This is a genomic window from Bradyrhizobium sp. UFLA05-108 (assembly GCF_059803455.1).
Genome location: NZ_JBANAZ010000053.1, coordinates 44,092 through 68,296, shown reverse-complemented (window position 1 = coordinate 68,296; position 24,205 = coordinate 44,092). Strand labels below are relative to the sequence as shown.

The window sequence follows — 24,205 nt, the reverse complement described above, 5'->3', positions numbered from 1 at the left end:
GGTGGTGGCGGAGGCGGCGGTGCCGGTCGCGCAACAGGAGGTGGTGGCGGAGGCGGCGGTGCCGGTCGCGCAGCGGGAGGTGGTGGCGGAGGTGGTGCCGGCTTCGCAGCGGGAGGCGGCGGAGGCGGCGGTGCCGGCTTCGCAGCAGGAGGTGGTGGCGACGGTGGTGCCGGCTTCGCAGCAGCAGGTGGCGGCGGCGGTGTCGGTTGCGCAGCAGGCGGCGGCGTCACAGGACGCGCCGTCGGAGCCGGCGAAGGTGCCTGCGGTTGCGGGCTCGGTGAGATGCCCGGCGATGGCGCCTGGCCTTGCTTCGGCGCGGCAGTCGATGGCGGCTGTGGCGGTACATTGCCGGTAGGGCTTTGCGATGGGCCTGGTACGGCCTTTGTCCCGCCCGGCGTGGTCGCGCTTGGCGTCTGAGAACCAGTGGGCCGCGTCGTCTGCGGCAGCGGCTGACCTCCAGTCGCACCGGGAAGCGGCTGTCCGATTTGCTTGCCCTGGCTGGGCGCTGCCGGTCCCGCCGGCGCCCGGGGGGCAGGTGGCGATGCCTCCGCGCCCGGCGTCCGAGAAGGCGAAGGTGGGGTCGCAGACGGCGCGGCTGCGCCCGGTCTGGCGCCTGCAGGCGGAGGAGTTGCTAGTGCAGGGGACGGCGTACCAGCCGCAGTTGGTGCACGGGACGGCGTGCCGGCAGCAGTCGGCGCAGCAGTAGTTGGTGGAGCCGCCGGTGGCTGTTGCGTGCGAATGACCCCGCCCGGAGCCAAAGGTTTGGCCGGCGGAGCGGGTTGCGGATTGGGTGTTACGGCCGCCCGTGTGGCGACAGAGGGGGGCAGGGTGGGTGCAAGAACGGCAGCAGCCGCTGCTGCACCGACTGCGGCGACGCCGGCTCGCGATGGTGGCGAAGGCGGCGGGCTCGGCGGGGGCAGTCCAGGCGCCGGCGGTGCAGGCGGTGGCGCGGCGGCAACGGCCGGCGTAACCGTCTGGGCTTGGCCCTGCGGGTTGGTGATCGTGACCAGATTGGTAGTGTTGTTGATGACAACCGTGTTGTGGATGTTGTTGTAGATGATGTTGCTTGGCGGCGCCTCGATCTGCGGCGGCGGCGCCACCCACACCGGCACCGGCCGATACTCGGGAATCGGCAGCACGAAAGCGAACGCTGGCGGGGGCGGCGGCGGCAGATCGACGAAGTAAACCGGAGGCGGCGGCAGGAAAACGACCGGAGGCGGCGGCGGCGGCGCAAAGCTGAACTCGGGATCGGCAAATACCAGGACTGGCCGGTCGATAAAGACGATCTCATCGGGCGGCGGCGGCGGCAGGCCGTAATCGATGACCGCGAAGCTGGGCGGCGGCTCCAACGCGGCCGACAGGTAGGCCAGACGCCTTCGCGCATCGAAGGAATGCGCGCCGCGCGGGTAGCGTCTCAGATATGACCAGTAGGCCTGCGGTGTGTCGGTGGTTCTGCTGCGCCGCCAGGTAATCGCCTCGCGCCGAGCCGCGGCGATCGCGCGCACGCGCCTCGCCATCGGATCGTTCGGGTAGGTTGCGAGAAAGTCTTCGTAGCCCTCGAGCGTGTCTCGATCGAGCGCGGCAAGGTAGGCTTCGCGCGCGTCGAAATCCCGGATCGGCCGCTGCCGAATCGATGCGGTTTGCTCTGCGGTCACCGGAGGTGGCGGCGCGTCCGGCGCGCGTTCGAAGAGGTAAATCGGGGCTTGCAGCTTAGAGGCATGCCAAGGCACCTGCCCGCCATTGGTGATCTGGTTGACGCGCAAACGGACCCGCGCAAATGCGTCATCGATCGACAATCCGCCTTCACGCGAAATTTCCGCAAGGGCCTGCGCGTAGGCAGAGTAAGGCCCCGCTTCGTCGGGTGCGATGGTGCTGGGCGCCGCGTTGAACGCAATCAACGTGCTAGGTTCGGCTTCGACCAGCGCCAGCCCACCGGTCAACGGATTTCCTGAGCTGGCGAAAGGATTGGCGCGGGCCAGGTCCAGGACGATCACCACAGTCTTCAGGTGCAGCGCCGAGAGCGGTCTGATGTAGTCTGAAAGTCTCAGAGCTTCGGCGGATACGCTCGTGTCGTTCGCAATTCGAGCATCGACGGGAACGAAATAGTTCTCGCCCTCGAGCTGCACCCCATATCCCGACAGATAGATGTAAGCGACCGTATCTGGACCTGACGACGATGACTTATCCAGAAAATCCCTAAATGCACGTCGCAGGGATTCCTGGTCAAGATCGCGCGCGCCGGTCACGTCGAACCCAGCCGCTTGCAGCGTCTGTGCGACCAAACCGGCGTCATTGGCGGGCGTTGGCAGAGAGCCGGTTTGATAGTTGGCGTTTCCAACAACGAGAGCAAGGCGACGCTCTGCGGCCCCGGCCGGAAGCGTCAGGGCCAAGATGGTCAGCAGAGCGAAAAATGCGGTCTTCATACAAGCTGTCTCCCGCGCCCGTTTAGTCCACGGTGCGCGCCCTGAATAGAACCTTAACAACTATGAAGATGCTAAAACTTTTGCTGTGTGCGTTGGCCTCAAGTTCGCCAACATATACTTCGCCAGTGCACACTTCGGGCGTTGCGCATTGGCGGGCGGGAACCGCTGGGCTGCATTCGACGTTTCTTGTGAACGACATCCTGAGGAGATTTCTCCTCGTCTTCGTATTCACGTTCGTGTTCGTAACGGCCCCAATGTTCGTGGTCGTGTTCATGGTCATGCCACCAACGACCTCGCCAGGGCTCTCTGGGTGGCCCATACCATCCGTAGGAAGAGTACGGCCCGTATGGACCATTTGCCGACAGCCGTAGTAGCCGCACCGCCTACCCCGATAAACAGACATTCTGAGAGGCCATCGGCACGTCCCAAAGGCGGCAGACTCTCGTCCGGACGCTGGCGCCGATTCGCTTACCTGCGGGCCCGCCGAAACCGCTGGCAACTACCGCGGTTTCGACAGGCCTTTCGCTCAAATTAGTAGAGCACCGGCGGAGCTGCCTTCAGATTATCCCACTGGATCGGCAGAGGCGGAGGGTTCGTGTCGCCGTGCGGCGGGGCGAATGTGGCTCCACCACCGGCGACGTTATCCATCTCGTCGAGCGTAAGCTCGTGTGTGGCAAGCGCGTCTACCTTATAGTCATTCATGGCGTCTCCTTGAATATCGCGGCCCCGCCTAGCGCGGCGCCGGGGGTCGAAAATTGGACGAAGGACGACGGCAATGGCTGTGATCCACCTCACCGTTTGGGAAATTTCTAGTTTGCTACGCTGCCCGTTGGGCGAGAAATGGCTCGCCGGACACAATGGAGTAGCAAATGTTCGAATCCCCTAACAGCAGTCAAACCTCGGATCGGGAACTCAAGCCCCTGAGTGACAGACCACTGGGCGATAACGAATTGGAGTTGGTCAGCGGCGGGGCGAGACAACCGTATGGCGACGCCATCTACGACATAGCGATGAGTAGAGGCTCCTCATGAGCACTCAATAAAGTCTCGGTGGCGCATCGTGATGGGGAGCCAACCCTCTTCGCCCGCGCCACCGCTGCCGGCCACGCCCGGCTTGTTCGTATTGCGGCATTGTTCGAACAGTTGCTTTGCTGGCGGCGGGGAAAGCTCAATAAAATCGCAACGCAGGCCCGTCGCGCCAGCCATCGAAAATCGAACTGTTGCATCAAAGCGGGCTCAGCCGCCGGACAAACCGCGCAGCCGAGCCCGGTGAGTTCGCAAATTTCCTCGCAATCAGTTACGCGGGCTGCTCGCCCTCGGCCGGCGGCTCGCCTACGGGCTCGGCTGGGGCCTCGACCGGCTCCGCAGAGATGACGGGCTCCTGCTCGGGCTCGGCCACGGCCTCGACCGGCTCCGCAGAGACGGCGGGCTCCTGCTCGGGCGCGACCTCGATGGCCGGGCTAGGCGTCGGCTCGGCGGTTGGCTCCACGCTCGGGGTGGTCTGATCGGGTTCGTCTGGTGCCATAGGTATTCCCTCCCTCAAGGGGTGACTTTGTTAGACATTTGGATTTGGAAGAGTGGTCGCGTTGCCTGCGCGAGCAGGCAAGTCCGCAACGTGTTCATTTAACGCACAATGCGAACCTTCCCGCAATATCGTAGTTCAGCCGCGCTGTGATTTTTTTGCGCGCGACGACAACACGCCAGTGAATTCGCCAGCGCCAGCAAACAGCCGTCGCTACTTTCACTCTGACCGATTGCTCAGGCAGCGATACGAACGGCGCGCTTGCGATTGCGAAGGCTCTGCTGCGGCATCCGTCTCGGGTGGCCGTGTCGGATACCCGGGCCGCCGATCATCCGTCATAGCTCGTGCTCCATAGTCGGCAGTTCAGTCCGGCGCTTCACGCCCCTTGGTGGTCAGCTCATATCGATCGCCATTCTTTGTCAGCCAGCCGCCCTCGACCATGCGGACCACGAACGATTTCGCACAAAGTGGATGAAAGGCTCCTGGGTGATAGATCATGTCGTTGCGCTCGACGAGGTGCCCGTAGAGCCGTGCCTGCCGCAGAGCCTTACGTTGTGAAAGAACCAACATAACAATCATTCAAGCATCGGCTTGCGAGAGTGTTCCTAATAGCAAAGGCACTATACGGCACGCGTCACAACTCGCGCTCCATCGCAGGATGGCTGCGGTTCTTCACCTTGACCCAGAACTTTTGCCGGCCGCCGCGGTATGGCCGATCGCGGTGCTTTGAAACCAAACCTTCAAGTCCCACCCGGCACGCTGCCCCGAAGAGGTCCAGCCCGATCTCCCCGCGCTCGAAAGGCGCCAAGGTGATGCCGTCCGGCCGGCGCGCCAATAGTCGCTCCAGGTTCGTCTTGCGCACGTGTAGTAGCAGCTTGCGCAGGTCATCGCCGTCCATCGCGAGGACATCGAAGGCGCAAAGCTGCACCTCGTGGTCGTGTTTGTGAGAGTGCAGGGCGTTGAAATCGGAGATGCCGTCGACACTCAGGATCACAGCCTCGCCGTCTATTAAGCTGTTCTTCAAGTATGCGGACTACGCGGCATTGGTGTCATATCGCACGCGAGATCCTCCCGAAGACTCTGCCCGTGTTTCCTAATTCGCTTTAGGAACGACCAACCCGGCGGCCCATTGAAGATGAGGGACGTCAGTTCCGCGACACGCTGGCGTGCCAGCACGTTAGTGCCGCAAGGGTACAGCCATGCACGACATGCAAACCCACCTACAAAAACTCCTCACCGAAGCGGAGGAGTGCGCGCTTATCAGCAGGCGCCACGCAGCCGACCAATCGAAGAAGGAGTTGTTTGCTGATCTCTCCGCGAACCTATTGGGGCTCGCAACCAAGTTGGAACTTGCCATCGAAGAGCATCAGGACCGGTCTAACACGTAGTGTGCATCGGCGAGCCTTTCCCGCGTCTTGCCAGGACACTGACGTGAACCTTCAGGCGAGTGCCTCCAACTTCGCCCTGTTTTGTGCGTTACCCTTGCGCGATGGCCGTGACAGACGCAAAACTCTTCCGTAAGGAAGCCGAGGATTGCCTCCATCTGGCGGAGAAGGCGACTAGCGCGCTAGACAAGGAAGAGTGGCAGCGCTTGGCCGCCGAGTGGCTTACGCTCGCACAGGAAGCCGAGAGCCGTGGGGGTCGATGGTTTCGCACCTGAATGTACGGCATCACGAAGACATATCGGATCGTCGAAACCGCCCTCATGTCGTGTTGCGATAACCCATGGATGGAGCAGGCAGCTTATTCCAGTTGAAGTCCGGTCGGACATCGGCACCGCGGCGCCCGCAGGCAGTGCAGATGAAGCGTGGCTCGATGTCCGATAGCCGCACCTCATCCGGCCAGCGCCAAAAAGCGTCACCAAATGACTGCAACGGTAGTCGGCGCAGTACACCAGGACACCGCGCACGCCCATCTCGCGCATCTGGCCGAAGGTGATCTTGGTCGGGCGGTGTGCGGTTCTCGCGGCGGACTGGTCGAGACATGCCGCCATCAAAGCGGGCCCGGCGCGCGACGGCAAATTGTCGATCCCTAGCGGCATGGAGCCCAACAGACCTACTGCGCGTCGTGGGTGTGGGCTTAGCCCAGGAAAAACGGGAGGCCGAAGCCTCCCGTTCCGCTCAAATGAAACAGTGGATAATTGCCACAATTGCCCAAAGGCATGCGGCAACATTCACGTTCACGCGAACGTCGACACGGTGTGTTGGCTTTTTCAAAGCCAGCCCTCCGGGTCGGGCGCGCCTCGACCCATAGGGTGAGGAGTTGGCCGCCATCGGAACGGTAAATCGCCGCCGTTCATGTGCTCGCATCGGCCTACCTTCGGCGTTACGTACCGCTTCGGGTAGCCCCGTGTCTCTTCTGGTTGCTCGCCTACGTCTCGTAGGTTTGCGCGATGGTCGAAGTATCCTCTCCGACGTCACCAGCACGGGACGGCACGTGCCGCCTCCGGGGGAGCAGTTTGAGAAGTACTGGTCCCGGCTTCGGGTGCCGCTGTTCTCAAGCTATTGCAGATCGATCGCGCGCAAAAGATGGGCGAAAGCGTAATCCGCGATTTCCTCAGTCGTGGCCGCGGACGCGCCGAAGCGCCCCCGGAAGGGATTCCTTAAAGGAGTGCCGCCCGAACGAGGCCGCCGAGCACGATTCCGGTTCCGAGCCAGAGCAGGCTTATAACGGCGATCACCGGCAGAAACGTCACGAACATGCCCAGCTTGCGCGGCCATGTGGGCTGCAACAGCGCATATCGTGCAGCCCAATATGCCGAGTATGCCGGGCAGAGCGCGACAATGGCGGCGCGCCGGATCATTTCTTCGCCTTCAGCCCGAGCTCGACCAGCCGGCGGATGGCCTCGGAGCGAGAGACATCATGTTTCGCCGCCCACGCGTCCAGGCGCACCATTGTCTCAAGCTCGAACCGAGCCGGTATCGTTTCGCCATACTTGACACCCGGCGGCCGACCCATCCTCTTTTTGTGTACAGTTTTGTCTTGCTTGCTCATGATTATCTGTGTACACAAAAAGCGAGCCTAGGGGAAGGTGCAACTTCTCCCAGGCTCTAACCTCAACCACGAAGGATCTGGATTCCCATGATCGAGGCTGATCGCGTGCATAGCACGCCACCCTTAAGCACGTTTAAAATACATCCCGACGACGAGAACAGAGAGAACAGAACAGAGCATGCAACGGGCGACCTGATTGAGGTTGTGGACGAACAGGCATTGGCGGCATGGGACGCCTACGGCCGCGACAATCGGCAAGCCCTATCCGCGCAACCGCCGCGGCGGCTGGCATTTCCCGACGAAGCTCCCACCGATTCACAGCATAAAAGCGAGGACGGCATGAGCAACATCGTTGAATTCCCGCTGCCCACACGGCCGTTCACCCAGGAGGAGACCGACGAGATTCATTCCAAGGCATTTCGCGATCTCGAGGGCACGGTTGGCGACGTCGACCGGATGGGTGAGATTGCGACCGAACTGATCATGCGTTGCGTGGCGAGGGAAGACAAACTGCACGACTTGGAATTGGCCACGTTTGCCGTTTGGCAGTTGGCCAAGATGCTGAAGGAGTTCAGAGCCAGCTACTACAAGGGCTGGCATGGTGAGCTGGTGGAGGTGCCATGAAGCGCCGGCGCCGATCGCACAGGAAGCACAACCGCCAGCGGCTGGCTGCTCACGCCCGCCGGCTGTCCCGCTAGTCTCGAAACGATACGCTGCCGGGCTCGAAATACGGGTCCCGGCAGCGTTTCATTCTCAAACTGAGCTCTGAAATCCCAGTTGATTGTTGAATAGCAATAGCCGTGCCACAGGTTTGTGACACGCGCACAGGCACAGAGCGCATAGCCGGATCGGCAGTTTCGGGATACCGTTGGGGCATGAGCAACGACCGCATATTTTCTTCGATCGTTGTTGCAGCAGGGGTTCTCACGGTCGCCGCCGTATCCGTTCTGCTCTTCTTCGATTGAGCTAGATCAATAGAGGTTTGCCGCCTCGGTGCCTGCTGGTGACGCGCAGTGTTTCCGAGCGAGGCAGATTATGCCGCGTTACCGGCCGTGGATCGCCCATTCGCTCGTGTGGGCGTTGACCTTGATTGGCCTGCTCAGCCTTCTTTCCATGATTTGGTAGGGGCGTGTGCATCAGGCTAGGAATTGCAGAAGGGCTCGCCGGTTCAGGCTCGCGGGCCCTTTCACTGGTCGAATCCATGAAATAAACGCTCAAAGCCGGCTATCGCAGCGCCCGCCAGTGTCGTGTTTTCAAGCACAGCATGAAATTTGGTTCTGAAGCGCTCCGGTCCACAAGCGATGGCGGTAGCCGTTACAGGTACAAGGGCCACCAGGCAGACGATTATGATATGCGAGGTAGAAAACCTCGCGGACTGTTGGATCATGGCTTGAGCCTCCGCAAAGCGATAGCTTGCAGCGGAGGAAGGGAAAAGCCTGTGATCTATCTCACTCTCGGCTTACTCCAGAACCTCGTACTCGAAAGCAACGCTCTCGGGGCCGTTCTCCTCGAGCGCCAACAATGCACCGCTGGCTTCTCCGGGCGCTGCGCTAGGTCATTTCTTCAGGAGCAATCCCATCTCCCGCGCCATCCGCTTCACCGACCCGGTATGCCGGCCGAGGGCTACCGCAATTTCCGGCGCGCCGACGCGCCGCCGTGCCATCGCCGAAAGCCGCTTTCGCTCAGCCTCAGTCCATTCCTTTGGCTTCGATGATTTCATTTCGAGATCATCCGCCAGTCCGGCCGATTCGGTATTGGGAAATTTCCCGGTGGCGACTCTTGACGGCTTGGTGCAGGCGAGAGTCCGATCCGCGGCCATGGGGCGGGATCTACACACACTTCAAACGGCTCTGCCTGGAGCTGGCGTCAGCACCTTGCCCGAGGAGCGCCCGATTTGCGGCCGCTCGCGATCAGACGTTCTGTTTGTTTCCCATAGCCCGCACCTCCGAACCGTCCTTACATCGCATATAGCGTTCCAGCTCATGGATCGGCGTCGTCTTCGGCCGCCGCACGATGTCGAGAGCGATGGCCTGATTGGTGTCGCAGCCAAGGCACCGGACTTCGAGGTAGAGGTAACCCGCATTGAGCGCATCGCCCAGGGTAGGCAAGGGGTGCGCTGGTCCTTTGAAGGCCGGCATGCGCTTGGTCCAGCCTCGCAGGCGAGCTAGTCGGCGGCCCGGCGCGCTTCAGCCGCGCGCCCGCCATGCGGACCGACGTGCTGTAGAGCCTGTCGCGGGATTTTGTGCCCATGGCGTCAGGATGGCCGGCCGGATCAGTCAGGGCAAGGCGCTGGATACCGACCCAAGAAGTCGCAGGAGGCTGAGGCATTCCACCCCTCCCTGGGCATGCCAACCTTGAAGTGATAACTGACCGCGCTCGCAAGATGCACTAAGTACGGGCATGCCGGAAATCAGTCCGGCGCGGAGGGGAAGTATGGACGAGCATGAGATAATGCAAAGGTTCCAACCACTGTGGGCTGATTTTGCGGCCTGAGGATACCTTCGGGGCCAAGAAGCCACTATTGGCGCATTATACTACGATCCAAACGCTAGAAAAAATACTCGCGTCGAACGAAGTCTGGTTTTCCAATCCGCTCTTTATGAATGATATTGAGGAGGTACGCTTCGGCATACTCCAAGCCAACGAAATTGTTTTGGCGAGCCATCGATTGGTGGACGCATGCAAAACGCAAGAGCGAGCGCTGTTGTTCAAGAACCACTTTACGCATTGCTTCAATCAGTTTGCGAACGAGCACATCTTGGACACGTACGTTTTCTGTCTGTCCAATCATTCCCGGGACGACAACGACGGTCGGCTGTCGATGTGGCGGGGATACGGAGCGAACGGCAATGGCGCATGCATCGTCTTTGACACAGCTCAAATTAACGTCTCTGACACAACGCCCCTTATCATCGCTCAGGTATCATACGATACGACGCAAGCCCGATTGGACTGGCTTCGCAAGACCCTTTCGACTTTCGAGGTCTTATTGGCGGCGGCAAACATCCCGGATGAGAAGCTTCATGTCGCGGCTCATGCGCTATTCGAAAGAATAAAAATCTTCGCTTTATTCACCAAGCATCGCGGCTTCATCGAAGAAGACGAGTGGCGGATCGTGTATTTGCCGGATCGAGACCGAGAAAAAAAGCTACAATCAATGTTTCATTATTTCATCGGTTCTCGCGGTGTTGAACCGAAACTGAGATTTAAGGTTTCGCCGATCCCCGGGCTAACTGCCGACGATTTGTCGCTCTCTAAAATTACGGACCGGATAATACTTGGACCCAGCATTTCGTCACCATTGGCCCATGCATCTGTTTTGAGAATGCTTGACCTCCTCAAACATCCCGACTTGAAACCAAAGCTTCGCGTATCGTCAATTCCGTTCCGCGCCGTCGGCTAATCGACGCGGCGCGACGGCGACTACCTTGGCGCTCGGCTCAACCGGGATAACTTGGCTCGTTGGGAGGGCTTCGGCTCACGCGGCCGCGAGGCCGCCAAATGAGGCGGCCACATACGGCTGTGGGATGAGCTACGTTACGCGGCCCCAAACCCGTTGGCACCAAAAGCCCCGTGCGAAGGCTGGGGGCACTTCCTAGGCAACCGACACCGTAAAATCCGCGGAACACGGTCGGGGGGAACGTAGGTAGCGCTCCCCTGACTCGAACCCCCACCCGTCGAATAGGGCCGAGATGGTTGCGGTGAGAGGAGATCGGGAGCTGACCACCGATTGACCACCGAAACGCCGTGAACAAACGGCGATAAAGGTGGTCAATCGCGAGCGAGTTTCATTGTTTTTGTTGATCTTTTCGGCCGCTATTTACGTTCGGGACGCAGGGGGCGCAGGCCATCTTTCCTAATCTAATGGGCCCCTTTATGGCCGAGGCACTGCGGCGCCGGCACGTAATGATCTATGCTGAGAACGGGGCGGTCTGCATCAACGAGAGTTTTTGAAAGTTACCACTAGCTTTCAAATGCACCTTTCAACTCACCGATTGCTGGTAACCCATTGAAATCGCTGCAAATACGACCGCCCTCCGAGCGCACCATTGGCATTGAAATCTCAGGATTTCTTTCGCCCGTTACTTTCAAAGGTCACTATTCTGTTCTGATCGTTGGCATTGCCCGAGCGGCGATGTTCTCGATTTGATCATGGGACGACATCTTCGCCATCCCCGCCGCGGTGCCGAGCGGTCACAGCGCGCGATACTTCGGTATGTCCTCCTCTGTCCACGGAACCCAGCCGCTGCTCTCGAATTTCCGGCGGACAATCAGCTCGCTTTCAACGGTGTTGCGCGCCGACGAGGTGATCGAATGAGCCGCCTTGTTTGTCCTCAAGCTCAATCCGGGATTTGCAGCACTTTCGCGGCCTTTTGGTAGATGCCCGTAAGATCGTCGAGCATATGTAGCGCCTCGGTGAATTGCCTGAAATTGTAGTCCGGACGTAACGCACTGATGCGTTGACGTGCCGCTCGGGCCTCCTCGATGCGGCCAGCGGCCGCAAGCGTCAGCGCTGCTACGGCATGTGCATGAAAATGATCGCCGGCATGCCGTTCAACAAGCGCCGCACAGTCCGCGGCCTCCTGGATCTTGCCGAGCCGCAACAAGGCGAACGTTCGCACTCGATGCGTCCCGAACATCATCGGATCAAGCGGGCTGAGCTGCGCTGCGATGTCGGCTGCGTCGATCGCGCACCCGGGATCGCCGGTCTGGCATTGCACAAAGGCCATAGAGTAGTGAGCAAACGCATAATTGGGACTCAAGCGAATCGATTGATTGAGCTCGCCAACGGCGCCGTCGTGCGCGTGCGCAAGCCATAGCGCCCGGCCGATCGCACAATGTGCCGCCGGGTCGCTGGGATCCGCCTGCAAGGCCTGTTCGGCAGTTTCGATCGCCGACGCAATCTCGTGTTCGGACTTACGCACGTGCAGATGGAACGCGTTCTGAAAATGTGTGAACGACATTCCCGCATAACTTCGCGAGAAGGTCGGGTCGAGAGCTATTGCCCTGGTGAAGAACTGCTGCGCCTCTCGATTGCTCTCGCTCGTAAAGCGATGCATGTGGGAGAGCCCCAGATGGTACGCCTGCCACGCGTCGAGCGAGGCAGGCGGCATGAGCAGCGCACGGTTGCGTTCGATAACGTGAATTTCCGCATCAAGACCCGAGACGATCCGCGTGGCCAGCAGCGGAGGCGCAGCGAAGGAATCGACGGCGTTGCAGCTGAATTCGTCAACCCAGAAGATGCGATCGCTCTTGGGGTCGATGAGCTCGACCGAGACAAGATATTTCCTGCCGTCGCGTCGCAGATGGCCGGACGCAACATATTGCGCGTTCACAATCCCGGCGGCCGTCGAGGGCGTCTGGCTGCGCAGCGAAAAAGCCGTACCGCGGGCAATGACGCGGATGCTTCGCAGCTTGGCAAAACCAAAGATGATGTCGCTTGTGACGCTGTCGGCATCCGCAACGTTTTCCTGCGCCGCTGTGAACGGCATCAGCAGCAGCGTCGGCCTATTCGTGGCCACCGCTTGCTGATCCGTCGGCGGCTCGAAATGCGCGACGCCGGCCGAACTGACACTGGCCGGCCTCGAACCCGAGCGTTGTGCCGCCGCCAGAACGGCCTTGAGCGATGCCGGATCGATGCCTCCGGTCTGGAATTGCCTCACCGCTGCGTCGATCTGGTGCTCGGCCTCGGCATAAAGCCCGCGGCGAAGCAGCGTGCGAACGAGCTCGATGTGAACCGCTTCGTCGAACGGCGCAATTTCGATGCACTGACGCAGCAATGCGATGCGGTCATCGTTCTCCGGAGGCAGGATGAAGATGAGCCGTTCGAGGAGCTGTTGGCGCCATTGACCGAAACGGTGCCGTTGGCTTGCGAGCCAATTCTCGAACGACGGGGCCCTTTCGATCGAGAGACCTTCGAGAAAGTCGCCGCGAAACAAAGCCAGTAGCGAGCGAAGGTCGCTCGGCGAGGGACTGCTTAGCGTCCTCTGCGCACTGCGCGCAACGGCGAGGGCATCCACGTGGAGCGACGCCGTATCGAGGCTGACTTGCCTGCGGTCGGCGATGAGCCGCTTCGTCGCCTGTCCATCGACCAGAGACCTCAGCTTGGAAAGGCACCAACGTAATTCGCCTCTGGGATCATCGGCGACGTCCCAGAACAGCTCGCAGAGTTTTTCGCGGGTGACCGGACGCGGCGCCATCGCCAGATAGGCAAGGAGCGCCCGCACCTTGCGCGAAGGCGGCTCGGATAACTCCGCCCCATTCCGGATGATCTGCAACGGTCCCAGCAAAAGCACATGGTCCGCCGGAGTGGCCATTTCCATGATTTCTCCAACGCTTGCTCCAACGACGGCCGCCTAACTTCAAGGTCTTAGGGTTTGCCGGGCCCTTGGGAAAGTAACAGATGATCGATTGCTCCAGATGGAAGGATTGTAAGCAAAATCAATATTTTATGAGGCTGGGTGGGAAGGATGGGCTGCAGGTGACGCCTAGGGCGCGTGGCCGGGAGAAGTCGGATGACGACAAAGGATGTGGGCATTGTGCTGGCTCATGGCGCATGGGCGGATGGATCGAGCTGGGCGCGCGTCATAACCGGCCTCGCGGCCCGCGGCGTGAAGGCGTCTGCGGCGCCGCTGCCGCTCACGTCGCTTGCCGACGACGTTGCCGCGCTCAATCGCAGCATCGGGCGCATGTCCGGACCGGTCGTCCTGGTCGGACATGCCTATGCGGGTGCCGTCATTGCATTGGCGCGGCCCGAGCAAGTGAAGGCGCTGGTCTATGTTGCCGCACTGGCGCCGGACGAGGGTGAGAAGGTCGAGGACGTGTTCTATCGCGCGGAACCGCATCCGCTGGCGCCGAAGCTTGCACCGGACGCCAACAATTTGATTTGGCTGCCCGACGATGCCTTCGCCAAATCTTTCGCGCCGAACGCTTCGGCGGAAGATCGGTCGGTGCTCGCCGCGGTGCAGCGGCCCATCTCGCTGGCGTGCATCACGGTCCCGGCAGGGCGTCCGTTATGGAAGGACGTTCCGACGTGGTTCATGCTCGCGGAGCAGGATCATATGATCATCCCAGCGACGCAGCATTTCATGGCCGAGCGCATGAAAGCGAAGATCAGGTCGCATGCCGTCGACCACACGCCGATCGTCACGGCTCCCGGACCTGTCATCGACATCATCCATGACGCGGTCCAGTCGGTCGCCGGCAACTGATCGGTTACGGCCAGGCTCGCGACGAAGCATCGGTCGCGGAGATCGAATTTGCAGGTAGGAGAATCCGATGGCGCCTTTCAGATACCGCAAGGTCAATGTCGACGGGTTCAATGTGTTTTACCGAGAGGCCGGCAGAAGCGACGCGCCGGTGTTGCTGCTGCTTCACGGCTTTCCGTCCGCGGGCCACATGTTTCGCGAGCTCATTCCCATGCTTTCGGATCGGTTGCGCCTGATCGCGCCGGACCTGCCCGGCTTCGGCCAGTCCGACACGCCGCCGCGCGACACTTTTTCCTATACCTTCGCTAAATTGGCTGACGTGATCGAGCGCTTCACGGAAGTGATCGGTCTGTCGCGGTTTGCGATCTACGTTTTCGACTACGGTGCGCCCACCGGCTTTCGCTTGGCGGTTCGCCGTCCCGAGCGCATCAGCGCGATCATCTCGCAGAACGGCAATGCCTATGAGGAGGGGCTGAGCGACGGCTGGATCCCGATCCGCGCGTACTGGCAGGACCCGTCGGAGAAGAACCGTGCCGCGCTCAGGGCCTTTCTTTCGCCGGAGACCACGCTCTGGCAATACACCCATGGTGTTGCCGACACATCGCGTGTGTCTCCGGATGGCTATTCGCTCGACAATTTCTATCTGGCACGTCCCGGCGCTCATGACGTGCAACTCGATCTCTTTGGCGATTACAAGAGCAATGTCGCCATGTATCCGGAATTCCAGGCTTACTTCCGCCAGCACAAGCCGCCATTTTTGGCAACCTGGGGTAAGAACGATCCATTCTTCCTGCCGGCAGGGGCGGAGGCATTCAAACGCGACTTGCCGCTCGCCGACATACGCTTCTTCGATACAGGTCACTTCGCCTTGGAGACGCACTGCGAGGACATCGCAAAAGCCATCGGCGATTTCCTGGATGCGACCAGATCGAAGGCAGCGTAGCGATGTCAACGCAAGGCCCGCATCAGCGGAGAAGCACATGCCTCACCTAGAGCAATTGGACGCCCTCATCCTTGGCAGCGGAACCGGCGGCAAGCTTCTGGCTTGGCACCTGGCCCGATCAGGGTTCAAAACCGCGGTGGTCGAGCGGCGATGGATCGGCGGCTCCTGTCCCAACGTTGCTTGCATGCCGACCAAGAATGAGATCTCGAGCGCAAAAGTCGCGCATGTCGCGCGTCAGGCCGGCGAATACGGCACCTTGGCCCATAACGTCACTGTCGACATGGCAACGATTCGTCAGCGCAAGCGCGCGATGGTCGAGCGCCAAGTTGCGAAGCACATGCAGATCTACCAGGCGAGCGGCGCAGAACTGATCACGGGCAGCGGACGTTTCATCGCGCCGAAAACCGTTGAAGTGAATTTGAACGGCGGAGGCACGCGCGAACTCGCGGCCGATAAGGTTTTCCTCAATGTCGGAACCCACGCGGCAATTCCACACGTTCCGGGCCTTCGAGCGGCTGGGCCGCTCACGCATGTGGAGGTTCTGGAGCTTGATTATTTACCGCGACACCTGATCGTGATCGGCGGGGGCTATTCGGGGCTGGAACTTGCACAAGCCTATCGTCGCTTTGGCAGCGATGTAACCATTATCGAATCCGGTCCTCAACTCCTGGCTCGCGAGGATATCGACGTCTCGGAGGAGATGAGGCGCATTCTCAGCAGCGAAGCTATTCGAGTTCTTGTCGCGGCCGAGCTGCTTCGGGTAAGCGGGCGATCCGGAGATGTAGTTTCTGTCGTGGTGCGCACCCCCTCGGGAGAGCAGCAAATCGATGGCAGCGATATCCTGGTAGCAGCAGGGCGTATTCCCAATACGGCTGAAGTTGGCCTGGATAAGGCCGGCGTCGAGCTGGACGCGCGCGGTTTCATTCGCGTCAACGATCGGCTGGAAACGAGTGCGCCGGATGTATGGGCGGTAGGCGAATGCGCGGGCAGTCCGCAATTCACTCACATATCTGAGGACGACTTTCGAATCGTACGCGACAATCTGGCGGGAGCAAGTCGCAGCACGCGCGGCCGGCTGATTCCGTATTGTATGTTCACCGATCCGCCTCTTGCCCATATAGGGCTGAGCGAAGGAGAGGCGGAACGCCAAGGTATCATTACTCGTGTCGCAAAGCTGCCGATGGACTCTGTGCTCGGAGCGCAGGCGACTGATCAGACACAGGGCTTTATGAAGGCACTTGTCGGCGACGGCGACGACCGCATCCTCGGTTTTACGATGATTGGTGCCGCTGCCGGCGAGGTCATGGCGGCCGTACAAATGGCCGTGTTGGCAGGCCTTCCGTATTCCAGCCTGGCTGGCGCAGCTCTTGCGCATCCAACAATGGCTGAAGGGCTCGGCGCATTATTTTCGGTCGTGCCTCCTCGCGAGGTGCAACAGACCAGCTCAAAGGCGGCTTAGTGATGTCCAATCAGCTTCATCGCTGCGATCCGCAGTCGGTTGCGGTCGGTTGAATGAGAACGTTGGGCTGACGAGGATCTGGAAAAGTCCGCTCCGTGGCCGCTGTTGAGGAACGACATGATGAAGCAGGTGAGCCAGCTTGTTCGTTATGCTTCGAGGACCATTCCGTTCCGGAGCGATCTGGACCGTCATCTAATTCGTGCCGCGATGGTCTTTACCTTCTTCGCATTCAGCGTCCAGAAATGGAACCAGTATACCGTTGAGATGCTGGTGCCTTTGATCAGCCATAGCCCCGTCGTCTTTTGGCTGATCCCGGCCTTTGGCGTGCGGGGCGCAGGCTACTTCCTCGGGACGACCGAAACGATCTTCGGCTGTCTCATCTTCCTTGGCTATTGGAGCTCGAGGCTGGGCATCCTGGGGGCGCTCGGGTCGATCGTAACTTTCGTCGGCACCACGAGCATCATTCCCTTTCTGCCAGATGGCTGGGCCCCTGAGGCGGGTGGATTTCCGATCATGACCCTGCCGGTCGGCTTCCTCATGAAGGACGTTCTGTTCCTCGCCGCGTCGTTCTACCTGCTCAAGCAAGATGTGACACGTGCGGCGCTGGAGGATGAGCGGTCATCCGGTCACGCAGAACTGCACGCCGCCGCGCAGATCCGCATCGACGCCGGTGAGGTAAAGTCGATCTAACCGGGTCACCGCAATATTGGAGGCTGACCATGTCCGATCTTCCACTGATCGTCTTTGACGTCAATGAAACACTGCTCGACCTTCGTACCATGGAGCCGACCTTTGAGCGCATCTTCGGCGACAAGCGGGACATGCGGCTTTGGTTTGCCAACTTCATCATGTATTCGGCGGCGCTCACGGTGGCCGGCTGTTATGTACCGTTCACCGACATCGGTGCGGCCGTGATGAAGATGCTCGCGGATACGCAAGGCATCCAGATCAGTGATGCGGACAAGCGAGAGCTCACCGAAAAATTCTCGACCATGCCGCCCTATCCGGAGGTGCCGGGCGCTTTGCGAAAGCTGCGTGGCGCCGGGTTCCAGCTCTTCACGCTCACGGATAATTTGCTCGAGGTGCAAACCCGTCAGCTCGAGCATGGCGGCATTGTCGATTTGTTCGAGCGGCGGTTCAGCGCGGACGGCGTGAAGCATCACAAGCCCTCGCGCCAGGCCTACGGCTATGTTGAAAAGGAACTTGGTGTCCGTCCATCTCAGCTCTGCCTGATCGCCTGTCACACCTGGGACACGCTCGGTGCGGTCGCGGCCGGTTGGGAAGCAGCCCTCATCAAGCGCATCGGCAATGATGTCTTGGGCGTCGGCCCGCAGCCGCACATCATAGGCAATGATCTAAGCGACGTGGCCGACCAGCTGATCGAGCGCCACAAGCGGCGCGCCTGATCCGCCCGCTGACGAAATTGCCGCCGACCAGCAATTTCAACCTGACCCAGGCTGTGCTGGAGGGCATGATCGCCCAGAAGGAGGGCACGATCATCACCATCTCTTCGCTGGCGGTCGTCAATCCGAACTTGCTCGGAGGTGCTGCCTACGGCGCGGCCAAGGCCGGCGTGAAGAATTTCATGACCTTCCTGCACAACACGTACCGCAATCAGGGCATCCAAGCGACACGATCCTGCCGGGCGAGACCGATACTCCGATCATGGACAATCGCGCACGGCCCCCGTTGCAAAACGAACGTGCGGTGATGCTCAGCCCACATGATGTCGCGCGCGCGCCCCAGCGATCTCTCTCAAAACATGGGGTACCCGCCAGCGCCGCCATTCGGTCAGCCGCGGCCGCAAGCCGTCACCGAGCGGGTCGGCTTTGCCGTGAAGAAGACTCGCGCTGCGTGCAAGGTCGCCGGTACGCTTGTGACGTCGGACGAATTGCCGTCCTGGCTCGAGCAGGGCGTGCGATACTTCTACATTCATTCCGATCCGTTCCTTCGCGTCGGTCTGGCCGGCGTGAAGAAGATGCTCGGTCGGTAATTCCGTTCGCGGAAGGGCGAACCTCGGAATGATACTCAGTTCGCGAAACTAAAGCATGATCCGGAAAAGCGTGCAGCGGTTTTCCAAGAAGATCATGCTCAAACAATGACCTAAAGCGCGATGACGATTCATCCCGATCTCATGCGCTTTGGTGTGATTCGACGCCTTGCACGTGCATTTGACGGATCTGGCACGGAATCGATGGTCCCGCTGCGCTCTGGGGCGGTTGGCCATGTGATCCAGTTTTCATCATGCCCTTCACGCTCTATTGAGGCGCTTCCCGAACTGCGCAAGTGTGGATTCGTTCGATAATTCGGATAAGCTAGTTTCAAGAAACACAGAGGGATACCAATCGACCCGCCGGGAGGAAGTCATGCTCGACACCACGCTCAACGCGCGCGTCCAGGTCTTTCTTGACAAATTCGAAGCGGCTCTTGCGGCAGGTGATCTCGATGCCGCCGCAGCGATGTTCGCTTCGGAATGCTACTGGCGCGACCTCGTTGCTTTCACCTGGAATATCAAGACCCTGGAAGGCCGCGATCAGGTCCGGGAGATGCTCAGCTCTTGCCTTGAGCGCACAAAGCCGCGCGATTGGAAAGTCGCCGATGGGGAAAGCGCGACCGAAGCCGGCGGCGTAACCGAGTGCTGGATCTCGTTCGAGACTGAACTCGCGCGCGGCTACGGCTTGATCCGCCTCCAGAACGGCCAGATCTGGACCCTTCTGACGACGATGGTCGAGCTCAAAGGTCACGAGGAAAAGGCGGGTTTCACCCGCCCGCTCGGCGCCCGGCACGGAGTCAATCCCGGCGCCAAGACGTGGAAGGAGTTGCGCGACGAGGAGACCGAGCAGCTCGGCATCAAGACCCAGCCCTATGTGCTCATCATAGGCGGCGGCCAAGGGGGCGTCGCGCTCGGAGCGCGGTTGCGTCAGCTTGGCGTGCCTACCATCATCGCCGAGAAGAACGAACGCGCAGGCGATTCCTGGCGCAACCGGTACAAGTCGCTCTGCCTGCATGACCCGGTCTGGTATGATCATTTGCCATACATCGACTTCCCGAAGAACTGGCCGGTATTTTCGCCGAAGGACAAGATCGGCGACTGGCTGGAGATGTACACTAAGGTCATGGAGCTGAACTACTGGACCGGTACCACGGTCAAACACGCCGACTGGGACGATACCCGCAAAGAATGGACGGTCGCCGTCGAGCGCAATGGCAAGGAGATCACGCTGAAGCCAAAGCAGCTCGTGTTTGCGACCGGTATGTCGGCCAAGCCGAACATGCCGCAATTCAGAGGCATGGACGCTTTCAAGGGCGAGCAACACCATTCCTCGCGCCATCCAGGTGCCGACCGCTGCAAAGGCAAAAAGGTAGTTGTAATCGGCTCGAACAATTCCGCGCATGACATCTGCGCCGCCCTATACGAGGCCGGCGTCGACGTGACCATGGTGCAGCGCTCGACCACCCATATCGTGCGCTCGGATTCGCTGATGTCATCGATAGCGGATCTCTATTCCGAGCGCGCCGTCCGCGGCGGCATGACCACGGCAAAGGCTGATCTGATTTTCGCCTCGCTGCCATACAAGATCCTGGCCGGATTCCAGAAGCCGGTCTATGACAAGATCCGCGAGGATGACGCCGAATTTTATGCGGGGCTAGCGAAAGCCGGTTTCCGTCTCGATTTCGGCGACGATGATTCCGGGCTGTTCATGAAATATCTGCGGCGCGGCTCCGGCTATTACATCGATGTCGGCGCTTCGCAGCTCATCATCGACGGCAAGGTCAAGCTGGCCGCGGGGCAGGTCGAGGAAATCACGCCCAACGGCGTCAAGCTCGACGATGGCAAGGAACTGCCCGCTAATGTAATCGTCTACGCGACTGGCTACAGCTCGATGAACGGCTTCGTTGCCGACCTCATCAGCCGGGAAATGGCCGACAAGGTCGGCAAGGTCTGGGGGCTCGGCTCGAACACGACCAAGGACCCCGGCCCATGGGAAGGCGAACAGCGCAATATGTGGAAGCCGACACAGCAGGAGGGGCTGTGGTTCCACGGCGGTAATCTGCACCAGTCGCGCCATTACTCGCAATTCCTTTCGCTACAGTTGAAAGCACGCTACGAGGGCATCCCAACGCCGGTCTATGGCTTGCAGACCGTCTATCACAAGGCCTGAACTTTCACGGCACGTGCTCGCGGGTTGGCGTCGCAATGGACTTGCGCGCTCGGAGAAAGGTTTCTCTCGACGAGCTGCTGTTGTTCGACATCGGCCGGGATGGCTATCATGTCTTGGTCGTAGCGCGAGCGTCGGAGACGTTCGCTGTCTATCATCCGGCAAGGGATGCGATGGTCCGAAGGTCCGCCAGCCGAGCGATAGAGCGCGCCGCGAGTTGCTGAGCCAGCTCCAACCGAGACTGGTCGACGGCATTGTCTGCTTCATCCAGATAAATCGAAGACAGCTGCTCCGCGCGACGAAGCACGCGCCGCTTGATCTCGTCGAGTGCGTCGGTGTGCGGCAGCGTGTCGTTCGTCCCGGTGATCAACCCCTGCGAGCCGTCTCCGATCAGGGACAGGAGGTGTCCTCGCTGCGGCGCGGGCGCGTCCTGCGACCATCGATAGATGTCACGGAGGAGGAGGCTCTCAAGCAGCGCAGCCGAGGACAGCTCAGTGGTTTCCGGCGCGTCCCCTGCGAGGGCCTCTCTTCGCTCAGTCCGCCATGCCCGGCGACGTTCGCGGCGAAGCAGATTGCCGTCGCGCAGCGCCTCGCGGGCCATACTCTCGGCGACCGTGCGCACGATTCCCGTCTCCGCGCGCGCTGCAACATATGTCCAGAAGATGAAAGCACGTTCGCGGTGCCTGACGGCGAGAGCCCAAGCGCCATAGGCGGTCGAAAGGAGGGAGTTCTTGAAATCGGAAAGCTCTTCCGTGGGAACCAAATCTACCGGCATCCACCTCAGATCGGCCTGAGCCGGCGCGCGTCCGAGAGCCGCGATGCAGGCTTCTTCGATTAATCCAGCGCGTTCGTTTTCCTGCTGACTCAACACTTCGAATACGCAACGGACGGGCTCGAAGGCATCGTCACCGGCCGCGGCGAGCTTGCCATAGTGCTGCGCAGCCCTTTCGCTCTGAGCCAATGCAATCGCATAGAGCTCACCGGTATTCCGAACGGGAGCGGGCGGCTCTGCGGCCAACAGGGGTTCGCTGCGCATCTTGGGTTCCAATCAGGCTGCAGAGCTTGATCTGAACCAGATCGCGTTAGTTTGAGATAGCGCAAAGGCGAGCGCAGTCGCGCTGGTACAAGGAGCGGGATTCAGAACAACGGCGTTCTCCTAACTGGAAGCGGCGCCCTTGCGAAAATTCCTCGGCATCCGTCTGTTCTTGGGGTTGGCACTCGCCATTCTCGGCTGGAACGGCTCCGGCTGTCCGGCCAATGCGGCTGGCAGATTGAGCGAGTATCTGCCGAAGGCAGAGTCGGGCGAATTGGTCCCCGGCGCAAACAGGCTCGGATCGCCGCAAGGCGATCCGGCGATCGCGGCGGCATATAAGGACGATCAGCTTCTCGGGTTCGTCTACCTGAATTCGGACTTCGCCAACGCAACCGGCTACTCCGGCAAGCCAATTCAGCTTTTGATTGGCATCAGTCCGAAAGGCATCCTCACAGGCCTCAAGCTGGTCGAGCACAAGGAGCCCATCGTTCTGGTGGGTATTCCGGAAAAACGCATCTTGGAGGCCGTCAACAAGCTGATCGGCACCGACATGGAACCCGTCGTGCGCGGAGCGGTGCCCGCGCCGCAGGTCGACATCGTCAGTGGCGCGACGGTCACCGTTCTGGTGATGGGAGACAGCATCGTCCGGTCCGCGACCAAGCTCATCAAGAGCGGTCGTCTCGATGCTCAGGGCAATGCGCACGCCGACACGGCTCCTCAAGCCACCAAAGCGATTGATCCCAGCAAGAGCGAGATCCGCGATTGGCCAAGCCTGGTCGGTGACGGCTCCGTTCGCCGCCTGGCCCTGTCCGTTGCCGATGTCAACATGGCTTTCGAGAAATCCGGCAATGCGGCTGCGGCGGCGCGTACCGAGGAAGGGGACCCCGGCGACACCTTCATCAACCTCTATGTCGCCGACGTTGCGGTGCCGACCATCGGCCGCAGCCTGCTCGGCAACGACGGATACGATCGCCTGACCGCGAAGCTCAAGCCGGGTCAGCAGGCTCTCGTCGTCGCAGGTTCTGGCCGCTACTCCTTCAAGGGAGCCGCCTACGTTCGCGGCGGGATCTTCGACCGGATCGAGTTGATCCAGGAGACCAATAGCATCCGCTTTCGCGATCGCGACCACACTCGGCTGGGGAGCCTCGAGGCCGAGGGCGCGCCCGACTTTCCCGAGATCGCGCTTTTTGTCGTGCCGGCAGAATTCAATTTCGATCCGACCGAACCGTGGACGCTGCAACTGCTCGTGCAGCGCGTCGTGGGCACGCGAGAAAAGGCATGGGTGACTTTCGAACTGGGGTATGCGCTGCCCGATGTCTACGTGAAGCGCGAGCCGATCAGGCCGGTGGCGCAGCAGTCGGCCGCCTCGCCGGCTAAGATGCCGGAGGGAACGCCTGTATCGACGGCAGAACAACGCAGCACTGCGATACCGCCTGGCGCCGAAGATGAACCGCTGTGGATGAAGATCTGGCGAGGCAACATCGTCAAGATCAGCACGACGGTCCTCGCGCTTGGCGCGCTCACCCTGATCTTCTTTTTTCAGAATCAGCTCGTGCGCCGCCCGCAGGTCTACACCTGGGTGCGCCGGGCCTACCTCGCGTTCATCCTCGTGTGGCTCGGATGGTACGCGAATGCCCAGCTTTCGGTCGTCAACGTCCTGACGTTCGCCAATTCACTACTGACAGGATTCAGCTGGGAATACTTCCTCTCCGCACCGCTGATCTTTCTGCTGTGGTGTTCGATCGCCGCTGGGCTTTTGTTTTGGGGACGCGGTCCGTTTTGTGGCTGGCTCTGTCCATTTGGCGCCCTGCAGGAACTCCTCAACAACGTCGCGCAGGCGATGAAGATTCCGCAATATCGATTGCCGTGGGGTCTTCATGAACGGCTGTGGCCACTAAAATACATCATTTTTCTCGGCCTGTTCGGGATGTCGTTGTACTCGACCGCGTTCGCCGAGCAGCTTGCGGAGGTCGAACCCTTCAAGACTGCGATCGTCCTGAAGTTCGCGCGCGAATGGCCATTCGTGATCTACGCGCTGACACTTCTGTCAGCGGGATTGTTCGTCGAGCGCTTTTTCTGCCGCTACGTGTGCCCACTCGGCGCGGCGCTGGCGATTCCGGGCCGCATCCGAATGTTCGAATGGCTGCGCCGCTGGCCAGAATGCGGCTCGCCATGTCAGCGCTGCGCTGTCGAATGCCCGGTACAGGCGATCCATCCCGAAGGGCACATCAATGTCAATGAGTGCATCTACTGCATGCATTGCCAGGAGCTCTACTTCGACGACCACCGCTGCCCGCACATGATCCAGGTGCGGCTTAAGCGCGAGAAGCGGGAAGCCCTCTCGTCTCAGTCGATGCGCAGCGGCGGCAAGGGTCCAGGCACGATCATCACCGCGGGCGGCAAGCCGGTTGCGCTGCCGCGTACAGAAGCCATCACCCCACCATCAACTTGAAGAGCCAGGAGG

At 60.6% G+C, this 24,205-nt stretch carries 21 protein-coding genes and 4 pseudogenes; 12 read left to right on the top strand and 13 right to left on the bottom strand.

The window, feature by feature from the left end; translation table 11 throughout:
* The 5 genes and pseudogenes from SO140_RS31795 to SO140_RS31775 form a co-directional block, all read right to left on the bottom strand.
* Positions 1-2,423: caspase family protein (locus SO140_RS31795; RefSeq protein ID WP_498543563.1), on the bottom strand; the 2,423-nt coding region annotated here is incomplete at its 3' end.
* Between the two features lie 531 nt (positions 2,424-2,954).
* Complete coding sequence (locus SO140_RS31790) at positions 2,955-3,125, bottom strand: hypothetical protein (protein ID WP_474804869.1); 171 nt, start codon at positions 3,123-3,125, stop codon at positions 2,955-2,957.
* A gap of 594 nt (positions 3,126-3,719) precedes the next feature.
* The gene (locus tag SO140_RS31785) at positions 3,720-3,947 is read right to left on the bottom strand and encodes a hypothetical protein (protein ID WP_498543562.1); all 228 of its coding nucleotides are present in this window, start codon (positions 3,945-3,947) and stop codon (positions 3,720-3,722) included.
* Positions 3,948-4,307: 360 nt separating this feature from the next.
* Positions 4,308-4,523, bottom strand: coding sequence for a hypothetical protein (locus SO140_RS31780; protein ID WP_474804872.1), 216 nt, complete (start codon positions 4,521-4,523; stop codon positions 4,308-4,310).
* Positions 4,524-4,578: 55 nt separating this feature from the next.
* A pseudogene (locus tag SO140_RS31775) lies at positions 4,579-4,965 on the bottom strand (ATP-dependent DNA ligase); the annotation flags it as partial.
* A gap of 178 nt (positions 4,966-5,143) precedes the next feature.
* On the opposite strand from SO140_RS31775, the gene SO140_RS31770 reads away from it, so the two are divergent.
* Positions 5,144-5,332, top strand: a complete 189-nt coding sequence (locus SO140_RS31770) for a hypothetical protein (protein ID WP_498543561.1) — start codon at positions 5,144-5,146, stop codon at positions 5,330-5,332.
* Between the two features lie 1,214 nt (positions 5,333-6,546).
* Here SO140_RS31770 and SO140_RS31765 read toward each other — a convergent pair.
* Together SO140_RS31765 and SO140_RS31760 are read right to left on the bottom strand one after the other, a co-directional pair.
* The gene (locus SO140_RS31765) at positions 6,547-6,747 is read right to left on the bottom strand and encodes a hypothetical protein (RefSeq protein ID WP_498543560.1); all 201 of its coding nucleotides are present in this window, start codon (positions 6,745-6,747) and stop codon (positions 6,547-6,549) included.
* A complete protein-coding gene (locus SO140_RS31760; protein ID WP_498543559.1) occupies positions 6,744-6,938 on the bottom strand; it encodes a hypothetical protein in 195 nt (64 codons plus the stop codon). Before SO140_RS31760 ends, SO140_RS31765 begins: the two co-directional genes overlap by 4 nt.
* Positions 6,939-7,025: 87 nt before the next feature.
* Here SO140_RS31760 and SO140_RS31755 point away from each other — a divergent pair, with 87 nt between their 5' ends.
* Positions 7,026-7,562 carry a hypothetical protein gene (locus tag SO140_RS31755; protein WP_498543558.1) on the top strand — a complete coding sequence of 179 codons (537 nt, stop codon included), beginning with the start codon at positions 7,026-7,028 and terminating at the stop codon, positions 7,560-7,562.
* A gap of 562 nt (positions 7,563-8,124) precedes the next feature.
* Here SO140_RS31755 and SO140_RS31750 read toward each other — a convergent pair.
* From SO140_RS31750 to SO140_RS31740, 3 genes are all read right to left on the bottom strand, one after another.
* Positions 8,125-8,325 (bottom strand): hypothetical protein, encoded by a 201-nt coding sequence (locus tag SO140_RS31750; protein ID WP_498543557.1) that lies wholly within the window; start codon positions 8,323-8,325, stop codon positions 8,125-8,127.
* A 168-nt stretch (positions 8,326-8,493) separates the two neighbouring features.
* The gene (locus SO140_RS31745) at positions 8,494-8,658 is read right to left on the bottom strand and encodes a hypothetical protein (RefSeq protein WP_498543556.1); all 165 of its coding nucleotides are present in this window, start codon (positions 8,656-8,658) and stop codon (positions 8,494-8,496) included.
* Between the two features lie 190 nt (positions 8,659-8,848).
* The gene (locus SO140_RS31740) at positions 8,849-9,076 is read right to left on the bottom strand and encodes a hypothetical protein (protein WP_498543555.1); all 228 of its coding nucleotides are present in this window, start codon (positions 9,074-9,076) and stop codon (positions 8,849-8,851) included.
* A 383-nt stretch (positions 9,077-9,459) separates the two neighbouring features.
* Here SO140_RS31740 and SO140_RS31735 point away from each other — a divergent pair, with 383 nt between their 5' ends.
* Complete coding sequence (locus tag SO140_RS31735) at positions 9,460-10,341, top strand: DUF2971 domain-containing protein (RefSeq protein WP_498543554.1); 882 nt, start codon at positions 9,460-9,462, stop codon at positions 10,339-10,341.
* Between the two features lie 937 nt (positions 10,342-11,278).
* On the opposite strand, the gene SO140_RS31730 is transcribed toward SO140_RS31735, so the two are convergent.
* The gene (locus tag SO140_RS31730; protein WP_449378133.1) at positions 11,279-12,052 is read right to left on the bottom strand and encodes a tetratricopeptide repeat protein; all 774 of its coding nucleotides are present in this window, start codon (positions 12,050-12,052) and stop codon (positions 11,279-11,281) included.
* Positions 12,053-12,625: 573 nt separating this feature from the next.
* Positions 12,626-13,138: pseudogene (locus SO140_RS31725) on the bottom strand (AfsR/SARP family transcriptional regulator); the annotation flags it as partial.
* Positions 13,139-13,453: 315 nt separating this feature from the next.
* Between SO140_RS31725 and SO140_RS31720 the strand changes: the two are divergent.
* The 8 genes and pseudogenes from SO140_RS31720 (at position 13,454) to SO140_RS31685 (ending at position 20,711) form a co-directional block, all read left to right on the top strand.
* Positions 13,454-14,149, top strand: a complete 696-nt coding sequence (locus tag SO140_RS31720; protein ID WP_449378093.1) for an alpha/beta fold hydrolase — start codon at positions 13,454-13,456, stop codon at positions 14,147-14,149.
* A 67-nt stretch (positions 14,150-14,216) separates the two neighbouring features.
* Positions 14,217-15,089, top strand: coding sequence for an alpha/beta fold hydrolase (locus tag SO140_RS31715; protein WP_449378094.1), 873 nt, complete (start codon positions 14,217-14,219; stop codon positions 15,087-15,089).
* A 37-nt stretch (positions 15,090-15,126) separates the two neighbouring features.
* The gene (locus SO140_RS31710; protein ID WP_449378095.1) at positions 15,127-16,548 is read left to right on the top strand and encodes a mercuric reductase; all 1,422 of its coding nucleotides are present in this window, start codon (positions 15,127-15,129) and stop codon (positions 16,546-16,548) included.
* A 117-nt stretch (positions 16,549-16,665) separates the two neighbouring features.
* Positions 16,666-17,238: a YkgB family protein gene (locus SO140_RS31705; protein WP_449378096.1), complete on the top strand. Its 573-nt coding sequence runs from the start codon at positions 16,666-16,668 to the stop codon at positions 17,236-17,238.
* A 29-nt stretch (positions 17,239-17,267) separates the two neighbouring features.
* A complete protein-coding gene (locus SO140_RS31700; protein ID WP_449378097.1) occupies positions 17,268-17,954 on the top strand; it encodes a haloacid dehalogenase type II in 687 nt (228 codons plus the stop codon).
* Between the two features lie 26 nt (positions 17,955-17,980).
* Positions 17,981-18,288, top strand: a pseudogene (locus SO140_RS31695) (SDR family NAD(P)-dependent oxidoreductase); the annotation flags it as partial.
* 1 nt (position 18,289) lies between these two features.
* Positions 18,290-18,541: pseudogene (locus tag SO140_RS31690) on the top strand (HpcH/HpaI aldolase family protein); the annotation flags it as partial.
* 373 nt (positions 18,542-18,914) lie between these two features.
* Positions 18,915-20,711 (top strand): flavin-containing monooxygenase, encoded by a 1,797-nt coding sequence (locus SO140_RS31685; RefSeq protein WP_449378098.1) that lies wholly within the window; start codon positions 18,915-18,917, stop codon positions 20,709-20,711.
* A 151-nt stretch (positions 20,712-20,862) separates the two neighbouring features.
* On the opposite strand, the gene SO140_RS31680 is transcribed toward SO140_RS31685, so the two are convergent.
* Positions 20,863-21,744: a ferritin family protein gene (locus SO140_RS31680; RefSeq protein WP_449378099.1), complete on the bottom strand. Its 882-nt coding sequence runs from the start codon at positions 21,742-21,744 to the stop codon at positions 20,863-20,865.
* A gap of 175 nt (positions 21,745-21,919) precedes the next feature.
* On the opposite strand from SO140_RS31680, the gene SO140_RS31675 reads away from it, so the two are divergent.
* On the top strand, positions 21,920-24,193 hold the full coding sequence (locus SO140_RS31675; RefSeq protein ID WP_449378100.1) for a 4Fe-4S binding protein: 2,274 nt from the start codon (positions 21,920-21,922) through the stop codon (positions 24,191-24,193).
* The last annotated feature ends 12 nt before the right edge of the window (positions 24,194-24,205 follow it).